The following is a 10,203-nucleotide window of genomic DNA, read 5'->3' on the forward strand; positions in this document are numbered from 1 at the left end:
ACGCTGATTGCGGAAATGGACGCCGCGCTCAAGTTCCCCGGTCTCGCCAACTCGTGGACCATGCCGATCAAGGCCCGCATCGACATGTTGAGCACCGGCATCCGCACCCCGGTGGGGGTGAAGGTGTTCGGCAAGGACCTGGAGACACTGGAGAAGGTCGCACAGGCGGTGGAAGCGGCGGTGCGCAAGGTGCCGGGCGCGAGCAGCGCCTACGCCGAGCGCGTGGCCGGTGGCTACTACGTGGACATCGTGCCGCGCCGCGATCAGCTCGCGCGCTACGGGCTCACCATCGACATGGTGCAGGACGTGATCGCCACCGCGCTCGGCGGCGAGATGGTGACGACCACGGTCGAGGGCCTGGAGCGCTACGGCGTGTCGGTACGCTACGCACGCGGCCTGCGCGACGATCCGGCGCGGCTTGCGTCCGACGTCTTCGTGCCGACCATGAACGGGCCGATCCCACTTGGCCAGGTGGCCGAGGTGAAGCTGACACGCGGCGCGCCCGGCATCCGCACCGAGAACGCGCTGCTGGCGGCCTACGTGTATGTCGACACCCGCGAGGCCGACCTCGGCGCCTTCGTCAAGCGCGCGCAGCAGGCGGTGGCCGAGGAAGTCGCATTCCCGCAGGGCTACTACGCCACCTGGAGCGGCCAGTTCGAGAACATGGAGCGCGCCAAGGAGAAGATGAAGATCGTGGTGCCGGTGACGCTGGCACTCATTTTCGTACTGCTGTACCTCAGCTTCCGGCGCCTGACCGAGACCCTGATCGTGATGCTGTCGGTGCCCTTCGCGCTGGTCGGCGGGGTGTGGCTGATGTGGTGGCTGGGCTACCAGATGAGCGTGGCGGTGGCGGTGGGCTTCATCGCGCTCGCCGGGGTGGCGGCCGAGACCGGGGTGATCATGCTGATCTACCTCGACCATGCGTGGAAGGCCGTGTGCGCGCGGCGGCAGGCCGAGGGCCGCGAGGCCGGGGTCGCCGAGCTGTACGAGGCGATCATGGAAGGCGCGGTCGAGCGCGTGCGGCCCAAGATGATGACCGTGGTGGCGATCATGGCCGGCCTGCTGCCGATCATGTGGGGCACCGGCACCGGCAGCGAGGTGATGAGCCGCATCGCCGCGCCGATGGTAGGGGGTATGGTGTCGTCGACCGTGCTGACGCTGGCCGTGATCCCGGCCCTCTATGCGCTCGTCAAGCAGTGGGCGTTGCCCCGCAGCACCCAGTCATTCAGTCACGAACGTTGGCGGGGAGAAGCGACATGACCCAAGAACATTCGCACGACGGCCATTCCGGCCACGTCCATCATCGCGCGCGTTCATCGACGAGCGAACACACCGATCCGGTCTGCGGCATGACGGTGAAGCCCGACTCCCCTTACCGGGCAAGTCACGCCGGGCACGAATACCGGTTCTGCAGTGCCAGGTGCCAGAGCCGGTTCGAGAGCGATCCGGCGAAATATCTCGCGCCGCAGGCGGATCGGGCTGCGACCGAGGGCGCACCGGCGCCCGGCGCCGAATACACCTGCCCGATGCACCCGGAGATCCGCCAGATCGGACCGGGGACCTGCCCGAAATGCGGCATGGCGCTCGAGCCGGTGATGCCGGCCCTCGAGGACGACGACAATCCGGAACTCGCCGACTTCCGCCGCCGGTTCTGGTGGACCCTGCCGCTGACGCTGATCGTGGCCGCGATCGCGATGTCCGGCGGCTTCTTCGATCCGATGCTGGGTGCGGCGCGCCCGTGGGTGGAACTGGCGCTGGCGACGCCCGTCGTGCTGTGGGCGGGGTGGCCGTTCTTCGTGCGCTGGGCGCAGTCGATCCGCAACCGCAGCCCCAACATGTGGACCCTGATCGGCACGGGCACCGGGGCAGCCTATGTGTACAGCGTGGTCGCCACCGTCGCCCCCGATGTGTTTCCGGACTCTTTCCGCATGGGCGAGCATGTCGGGGTGTACTTCGAGGCCGCGGCGGTCATCATCTCGCTGACCCTGCTGGGTCAGGTGCTGGAGCTGAAGGCGCGCTCCGCGACCGGCGCCGCGATCAAGGCGCTGCTCGGCCTCGCGCCCAAGACCGCGCGGCGCATCGGTGCGGATGGCGCCGAAGAGGACATCCCGCTGACGCATGTCCACCCCGGCGACCGGCTCCGGGTCCGTCCGGGTGAGAAGGTGCCGGTCGACGGCGTCGTCGACGAAGGCGAGAGCGCGGTCGACGAGTCCATGCTCACCGGCGAACCGATGCCGGTGACCAAGCGCCCGGGCGACAAGGTGATCGGCGCCACCCTCAATACCAGCGGGGCGCTGGTGATGGTCGCGGAGAAGATCGGCTCGCAGACCGTGCTGTCCCAGATCGTGCAACTGGTCGCACTGGCCCAGCGTTCACGTGCGCCGATGCAGCGCCTGGCCGACGTGGTGGCCGGCTGGTTCGTCATCGTCGTCGTCCTCGTCGCGATCGCCACCTTTCTGGCGTGGGGCTTCTTCGGGCCGCAGCCGAGCTGGGCCTACGGCCTCATCAACGCGGTGGCGGTGCTGATCATCGCCTGCCCGTGCGCCCTCGGCCTGGCCACGCCGATGTCGGTGATGGTCGCGACCGGGAAGGCCGCCACCCAGGGCGTGCTGTTCCGCGATGCGGCAGCGATCGAGTCTCTGCGCAAGGTCGACACCCTGATCGTCGACAAGACGGGCACCCTGACCGAGGGGCGGCCCGCCTTCCACGGGGTGGTGGCGGCCCCGGGCTGGACCGAGTCGGACGTGCTCCGCATCGCGGCCAGCCTCGACCAGGGCAGCGAACATCCGCTGGCCCACGCCATCGTCGCCGAGGCCCGCCAGCGCGAACTCGCGCTCAGCAAACCGGACGACTTCGAGTCGTCGTCCGGGATCGGGGTGCGCGGCACCGTCGACGGCCGCCGCGTGACGCTGGGCAACACCGCCCTGATGGACGACGAGCGTGTGGACTGGCAGGGCCTGGCCGAGCGCGCCGAGGCCTTGCGGCTCGAAGGCGCGAGCGTGATGCATCTGGCGGTCGACCGCGAGATCGCCGGCCTGATCGCGGTCGCCGATCCGATCAAGGCGTCGACGCTCGAAGCCCTCGATGGGCTCAGGGCGAGCGGGCTGCGGGTCATCATGGCCACGGGCGACGGTCTCACCACGGCGCGCGCGGTCGGCGCCCGCCTCGGCATCGACGAGGTCCATGGCGAAGTGAAGCCCGCCGACAAGAACGAGCTGGTCGGAAAACTCCAGGCCGAGGGCCGCATCGTCGCCATGGCCGGCGACGGCATCAACGACGCCCCGGCGCTCGCGCGTGCGGATGTGGGCATCGCGATGGGCACCGGCACCGACGTCGCGATGAGCAGCGCCCATCTGACGCTGGTCAAGGGCGATCTCAGGGGCATTGCCACCGCGCGCAATATCTCGCTCGCCACGGTGCGCAACATGCACCAGAACCTCTTGTTCGCCTTCCTCTACAACGGCCTCGGCGTGCCGATCGCGGCCGGGGCGCTCTACCCCGCGTTCGGCCTGCTGCTGTCGCCGATGATCGCGGCGGTGGCGATGAGCTTCAGCTCGGTCTCGGTGGTCGGCAACGCGTTGCGCCTGCGCCGCATGAAGGTTTGATCCGGGGCGGGGTCGTCCGGCACCGGTTCAGCGCAGCTCGAAGGCTTCGCGCCGGAAGCGCATCCGCCCGCCCCAGACTCGCGCCAGGCCTGCCTTGAGCTGGTCGCCGAAGCCGCGCGGCCCGCAGAACCAGACTTCGGCGCGCTGCCCGTCCGTCCGCCCCGACGCCAGCGTCGCCGGCGTCAGCGCATCGCCGGCGGCGCGGTCGTGGATGTGCAGGGTCACGCTCGGCAGCCCCGCGCTCAGCGCTTGCAGACGCGCCACGAAAGGATCGCTCGCGGCCTGGCGGGTGCTGTAGTGCAGATCGACCGCCGGTGCGGCGGCGGGGTCGGCGCGCAGTTCGTCGAGCCAGGCGAGGAAGGGGGTGACGCCGATGCCGCCGGCAACCCAGACCTGGCGCGCCTTGCGGTCGCGGCGCTCGAGCACGAAGCGTCCGTACGGCCCTTCGATGCTGACCGCCTGGCCCGTGGAGATGCGGCCGGCGAGCTGGCGGGTGTAGTCGCCCAGCGCCTTGATCTGGAAGGTGAGGGTGCGGTCGCCGTGGTCGGCGCTGGCGATGGTGAAGGGGTGCGCGCCTTCGAAGCGCTCGAAACCGACGAAGGCGAACTGTCCGGCCTGGTGGCCACGCCAATGGTCGAGCCGGCAGACGATCTCGGTGACGTCGGGCGCCGGCGAGGACACCGCGGTGACCACCCCCTGCACGCGGCGAGCGCGGCCGATCCGGCCGGCGAGCGCCACCACCGAAGCCGCCGTGCCCGCGGCGAGCAGCACCGCCAGCAGCATGCCGACGGGCTGGGTCCAGTAATCCGGCGGCGCCAGCACGGCGGCGTGGAAGGCGAGCAGCAGGTAGAAAACCGGCATCGCGCGGTGCAGGTGGCGCCAGAACTTGTAGGGGAAGCGCTTCCACAGGCTCAGCACGACCATCGCCAGCACGAGATAGATGGCGAACTCGCCCACGTCCTCGCCGGCATCGCGCAGCGCTTCGAAAAGGCCGCCGTATCCGACTTCGTCCGGCCGCCCCGCGCGACCCCAGGTCGCCTTGATCAGGTCGTCGGACATCTCGATCAGCCAGTGCAGCGCGGCGAAGACGGCGGCGAGGATGCCCGCCCACTTGTGCAGGCGGAAGATGCGGTCCATGCCGCCGAGCGGGCGCTCCAGCAGCACCGGGCGCGTCGCCAGCACCATCGCCAGCGACATCAGGCCGATCGCGAGCAGACCGCTGAGATAGAGGCCCTGCTCGTAGAGCAGCCAGGGCAGGGAGCCGGCGCCCGCGTCGAGCGCGGCGGCGGCGAGGCCCCACGCGAGCGCGATGAGGGCGATGAAGGTGGATAGCGCGGCGAGCATGGCGGGTTCTCCTGCAGCGGGAAGGGCGGTCCTGCTTCGACCGTGACGCCATGCTGCATGCGGTCACCTGAACCCTTGCTGAAAGCGCACGCCGCCGCGGATCGGCGCGAGGGACGACAAGCCCCGGCGCCCTCGCGCGGTAGCGATTGACCCCACCGCATCCCTGTGCTCAAATGCGAACGCTTTTCATTTGGCAACAATTCCTATCTACCTGACCCGCATTCTCCAGCCAGCCAGTCGCTCCCCTCGCGGCAAGCCAGCCAGCTTCGCATCAAAGGAGTGACTGATGATTCGCAAGGCCCTCGAACCGAACACCCCCGCCTCCCCCTTGCGCCGCAGCCGCCCGTGGCTCGCGGTCGCCGCCACGCTCTACCTGCCCGGCATGGCCGGCGCGGCCGACGTGGTGTTGCCCCGCATCGACGTCGTCGGCGAAGACACCGCGGCCCGGCGCCTGATTCCCGGCGCGGTCACCGTCATCAGCAAGGAAAGCCTCGAGCTGACCCAGCCGCTGTCGACCGAGGCCGCGCTCAAGGCCGTCCCGGGCGTGGTGATCAAGCCGGAAGAGGAATCGGCCGTCGTCGCCAACATCGGCATCCGCGGCCTCAGCGCCGCCGACTACAAAACGCTGATCCTCGAGGACGGCGTGCCGGTGGCGCCGGGACTGTTCGTCGGCAACGGCCGCTACTACAACCCGCGCATCCAGCGCATGGACAGCATCGAGGTGCTCAAGGGCGCGGCGTCGCTGCGCTACGGTCCGAACACCATCGGCGGCGTGATCAACTACAAGACCCGGACGCCGGAACCGGGGGTGTCGCTGTCCGGCCGCGTCGGCTCGCACGGCTACAAGGAGGCCACCGTCGAGGCGGGCGGGCGCTCGCCGTCGGGCGATGCCCTCGCCGGCCTGGCGTTCACCGAGGCGCGCAGCGACGGCTTCCAGAACAAAGGTTTCGAGATGCAGGATCTCATGCTCAAGGGCGGCATGGCGATCGGCGACAAGCAGTGGCTCGGCGCCAAGTTCACCCACTACGAGAACGTCGCCAACATCTCCTATCGCGGCGTGTTCCTCGACGCCTACCGGGCCGGGGCCGACTTCAATCCGGCACCCGATGACTGGTTCCTCACTGAACGCAACTCGTTCGACGTCAACCACGAATGGGCCATCGACGCCGACACCACCCTCAACACGCTGCTCTACTGGAGCGAGATGAGCCGGGACTACTGGCGCTTCGGTACCGTCGGTGGGGCGCCGACGAAGGTGGTGAACGGCCTCACCCAGTGGAACTTCAGCGACAGCGTCAATGGCAACAACCGCGCCTTCGAGCGCCACGGCCTCGACAGCCGCCTCAACCTCCGTCACGACAGCTTCGGCATGCGCAACGAGACCGAGTTCGGCATCCGCGTCATGGAAGAGGAAATGATCGACCAGACCATTCGGGCCAATCGCGCAACGCCCAGGACCGGCACCCTCGCCAAGGACGTGGTCGATTCCGCCACCAGCTACGCCTTCTTCGCGCAGAATCGCTTCATCGTCGATGACCGCCTCGCGATCACCCCGGGCGTGCGGGTCGAGCACTACGAGCAGACGCGCGTGGATCGCCGCAAGCCCGAGTCCGAGGGCAACCGCGCCGAGACCTCCAATACCGAGGTCATGCCCGGCCTCGGCGTCACCTTCCAGGCGGCGCCGATGGCGCAGATCTACGGCGGCGTATACAAGGCCTTCGGCCCGGCGCTCAACGGCGACGCGCTCGACGGCCTGCAGGACCAGCAGCTCGAGGCGGAACGCTCGACCAACTTCGAGATCGGGGTGCGTGGCGCCGGCGAGCGCCTGCGCTACGAGCTCACCGCCTTCCGCATGGACTTCGACAACCAGATCATTCCGGCCAACAGCAACACCGACTTCCAGCGCACCAACGGCGGCAAGACGCTCCATCAGGGCCTGGAAGCGGCGATCGGCTACGACTTCGCCAACGGCTTCAGCGTGGACGCGAACGCCACCTGGATTCCGGACGCGGCGTTCGTCGGCAATCGCTACAAGGCCGATGGCGCGCTCGACATCCCCGACGGCAATCGCGTCACCTACGCGCCCGAATGGGTCGCCAACCTCGTCCTGGCCTACCAGTCCGGTCCGCTCAGGACGGCGCTGAGCGTCAACCACGTCGACGAGCAATTCACCGATGCCGCCAACACCGTGGCGATCGCCGAGAACACCTCGGGCTTCTTCACCGGCCGGGTCGATGCCTACACCACGATCGACCTCACCGCGAGCTACGCGATCAACCCGCAGTTCAGCGTCTTCGGTGCGGTGAAGAACCTCACCGACGAGCACTACGTCGCGAGCCTCAGACAGGGCATTTACGTCGGCCCGGAACGCGCCCTCGAGGTGGGTGCGAGGTACAGCTTCTGAGCGAACCGTCGAGAGCGCCGCAAGGCGCGAAGGCAAGCCGCAGCGCCTCGTCGCAGCGGCCGTTCGTCTATAAAGAAGCGGGCAGGTTGCAAGTCGTGAGGTGCGGAAATGAACACCCTGGGATGGCAGGAACTGAAAGTGGTGGCGCTCGCGGTGGACGATCTGGCGCGGGCGGAGGACTTCTACCGGATCAAGCTGGATCTCGAACCGGTGCCCCCGGGTGGCGACGTCGGTTTCACCCTGGGCAGGCTCACGATCCTGCTCAAGCCGGTTGCCGAACCCGAGCGCGGCGCGGAAAAGTCCCCCTATCCGCGCCTGACCCTCGCGGTTGAGGACGCGCCCCGGCTCGAGCGGGATCTGGTGGCGCGCGGCGTCACGATCAGCGACGCGGTGCAACTCTACGAGGACGGCATGTACTGGGTCGGCGCCTTCCTCGACAGCGAGGGCAACAAGCTCTGGTTCTGCTCGGAGGCGCAGGCGGCCTGAGGGGCGGCGCCGGTCGGATCGGCTCGCCGCCGGGCGCAGCAGGGCGGCCATCCGGCCGCCCTCGCATGTCAGCCCACGTTCGCCAGCAAGCGCTGCTCGCGACCGAAGCCGACCTCCCGCTCGGGATCGAGCAGGCGGTCGCCTTCGGCGTCACGAATGCGGGTCGGCAGGCCCATGTCGTTCATCAGGCCGATGAAGGGCAGGGGGTCGAGTTCCTCGACGTTGGCCATCTCGCCGATGTCCCAGGTGCCGTCGGCGATCAGCATCGCCGCCGCCACCACCGGCACGCCGGCGGTATAGGAGATCGCCTGGCTCCCCACTTCCCGGTAGCACGCCTCGTGGTCGCACACGTTGTACAGCAGCACTTCCTGCGCCTGGCCGTTGCGGGTGCCCTTCACCAGGTCGCCGATGCAGGTCTTGCCGGTGTAGTCGGGCGCGAGCGAGGCGGGGTCGGGCAGCACCGCCTTCACCACCTCGAGCGGCACGATCTCCTGGCCGCGCGCGGTGCGCACCGGCTTCTCGGAGAGCAGGCCGAGGCTCTTCAGCACGTTGAAGACGTTGATGTAGTGCTCGCCGAAACCCATCCAGAAGCGGATGTTGGGCACGCCCAGGTTCTGCGACATCGAGTGCAGCTCGTCGTGGCCGGTGAGGTAGGCGGTGGCCTTGCCGGTCACCGGCATGTCCCACTCCTTGCTGTGCTCGAACATCGCGTTCGCCTTCCACGCATTGTTCTCCCACGACCACACGGTGGAGGTGAACTCGCGGAAGTTGATCTCCGGGTCGAAGTTGGTGGCGAAATAGCGCCCGTGGCTGCCGGCGTTGATGTCGATGATGTCGATCGAATCGACACGGTCGAAGCAGTGGTCGACCGCATAGCGCGCATAGGCGTTGACCACGCCGGGGTCGAAGCCGACGCCGAGCACCGCGGTGACGCCGGCCTGCTTGCAGGCGTCGCGCCGCTTCCACTCGTAGTTGGCGTACCAGGGCGGCGTCTCGCACACCTTGGCCGGGTCCTCGTGGATCGCGGTGTCGAGGTAGGCGGCGCCGGTGTCGATGCAGGCGGCCAGCACCGACATGTTGAGGAAGGGCGAACCGACGTTGATGACGATCTGGCTGCGCGTGGCGCGGATCAGGAACTTGGTGGCCTCGACGTCCATCGCGTCGAGCGCGTGGGCCTGCAGCTGGCCGGGCTGCTGCATGCTGCCCTTTTCCCTGACCGACTCGATGATGGTCTGGCACTTGGCGAGCGTGCGCGATGCAATGTGGATATTGCCGAGGAGGGCGTTGTTCTGCGCGCACTTGTGCGCCACCACGTGAGCCACTCCACCCGCCCCGATAATCAGGACATTACGCTTCATTCTCGTCTCCCATCGCTGAGGTTTGACCGCCCTTCGTCAGGACAGGCTGCTGACGTAGTCGTCATAGGAAAAGTCGCGCACGAGGCGCACGCTGCCGTCCAGCTCGCGGACGGCGATGGCCGGCATGTGGATGCCGTTGAACCAGTTCTTCTTGACCATCGTGTAGGGCCCGGCGTCGCCGATCGAGATGCGGTCGCCGACCGCCAGCGGTCGCGTGAACCGGCCCTCGCCGAAGATGTCGCCCGCAAGACAGGTCTTGCCGCAGATCTGATAGACGTGATCGCCTTCGCCGTTGCCGATCGGCGCGGTTTCGCGATAGATCAGCAGGTCGAGCATGTGCGCCTCGGTCGAGCTGTCGACCACCGCGAGGTTCTTGCCGTTGAAGCCGGTGTCGAGCACGCTCACCTCGAGCGTGGTGGTGTGGCGCACGGTGGCCTCGCCCGGCTCGAGATAGACCTGCACGCCCCATTTGCGGGAAAAGTGGCGCAGGCGCTCGCAGAAGGCGTCGAGCGCATAGCCCGGCGCGGTGAAGCCGATGCCGCCGCCGAGGCTCACCCACTCGAGCCGCTGCAGGATCTCGCCGTAGCGGCGCTCGACGTCGCCGAGCAGCGCATCGAAGCGCGCGAAGTCGTCGTTCTCGCAGTTGTTGTGGATCATCACGCCGTCGAGGCGGTCGATCACCGACAGGATGCGCGCCGGATCGGATTCGCCCAGCCGGCTGAAGGGCCGCGCCGGGTCGGCGAGGTCGAAGCCGGCGCAGCTGACGCCCGGGTTCAGGCGCAGGCCGGTCGGCTTGTCGCCCGCGGCGGGCGCGAAGCGCTCGAGCTGATTGATCGAGTTGAAGATGATCTTGTCGCAGTGGGCGACGACCTCCTCGATCTCGTGGTCGGCGAAGGCCACGCTGTAGGCATGGGTCTCGCCGCCGAACTTCTGCCGGCCGAGCTTGACCTCGTACAGCGAGGAGGACGTGGTGCCGTCCATGTGCTCGCGCATGAGGTCGAACACC

Annotated in this window: 7 protein-coding genes; 4 read left to right on the forward strand and 3 right to left on the reverse strand. The window is 68.4% G+C overall.

The genetic code is table 11. From position 1 onward, the window contains the following. Nucleotides 1–1,260, forward strand: a 1,260-nt coding sequence (locus BB334_RS13175; protein WP_198531254.1) for an efflux RND transporter permease subunit, incomplete at its 5' end; no start/stop codon positions are given. After that, nucleotides 1,257–3,605, forward strand: a complete 2,349-nt coding sequence (locus tag BB334_RS13180) for a heavy metal translocating P-type ATPase (protein ID WP_068809459.1) — start codon at nucleotides 1,257–1,259, stop codon at nucleotides 3,603–3,605. The genes BB334_RS13175 and BB334_RS13180, both read left to right, overlap by 4 nt. Before the next feature lie 27 nt (nucleotides 3,606–3,632). On the opposite strand, the gene BB334_RS13185 is transcribed toward BB334_RS13180, so the two are convergent. Beyond that, nucleotides 3,633–4,949: a ferredoxin reductase family protein gene (locus tag BB334_RS13185; RefSeq protein ID WP_068808973.1), complete on the reverse strand. Its 1,317-nt coding sequence runs from the start codon at nucleotides 4,947–4,949 to the stop codon at nucleotides 3,633–3,635. 286 nt (nucleotides 4,950–5,235) lie between these two features. On the opposite strand from BB334_RS13185, the gene BB334_RS13190 reads away from it, so the two are divergent. Continuing rightward, the gene (locus BB334_RS13190) at nucleotides 5,236–7,353 is read left to right on the forward strand and encodes a TonB-dependent receptor family protein (protein ID WP_068808974.1); all 2,118 of its coding nucleotides are present in this window, start codon (nucleotides 5,236–5,238) and stop codon (nucleotides 7,351–7,353) included. A 108-nt stretch (nucleotides 7,354–7,461) separates the two neighbouring features. Continuing rightward, nucleotides 7,462–7,839 carry a VOC family protein gene (locus tag BB334_RS13195; RefSeq protein WP_068808975.1) on the forward strand — a complete coding sequence of 126 codons (378 nt, stop codon included), beginning with the start codon at nucleotides 7,462–7,464 and terminating at the stop codon, nucleotides 7,837–7,839. Nucleotides 7,840–7,907: 68 nt separating this feature from the next. Here the strand turns inward: BB334_RS13195 and BB334_RS13200 are convergent, their stop codons facing one another. Together BB334_RS13200 and BB334_RS13205 are read right to left on the reverse strand one after the other, a co-directional pair. Continuing rightward, complete coding sequence (locus tag BB334_RS13200; protein WP_068808976.1) at nucleotides 7,908–9,197, reverse strand: saccharopine dehydrogenase family protein; 1,290 nt, start codon at nucleotides 9,195–9,197, stop codon at nucleotides 7,908–7,910. A gap of 36 nt (nucleotides 9,198–9,233) precedes the next feature. Further along, the coding region (locus tag BB334_RS13205; protein WP_068808977.1) for a carboxynorspermidine decarboxylase at nucleotides 9,234–10,203 on the reverse strand (970 nt) is incomplete at its 5' end.

The organism is Thauera phenolivorans (assembly GCF_001696715.1).
GTDB lineage: Bacteria > Pseudomonadota > Gammaproteobacteria > Burkholderiales > Rhodocyclaceae > Thauera > Thauera phenolivorans.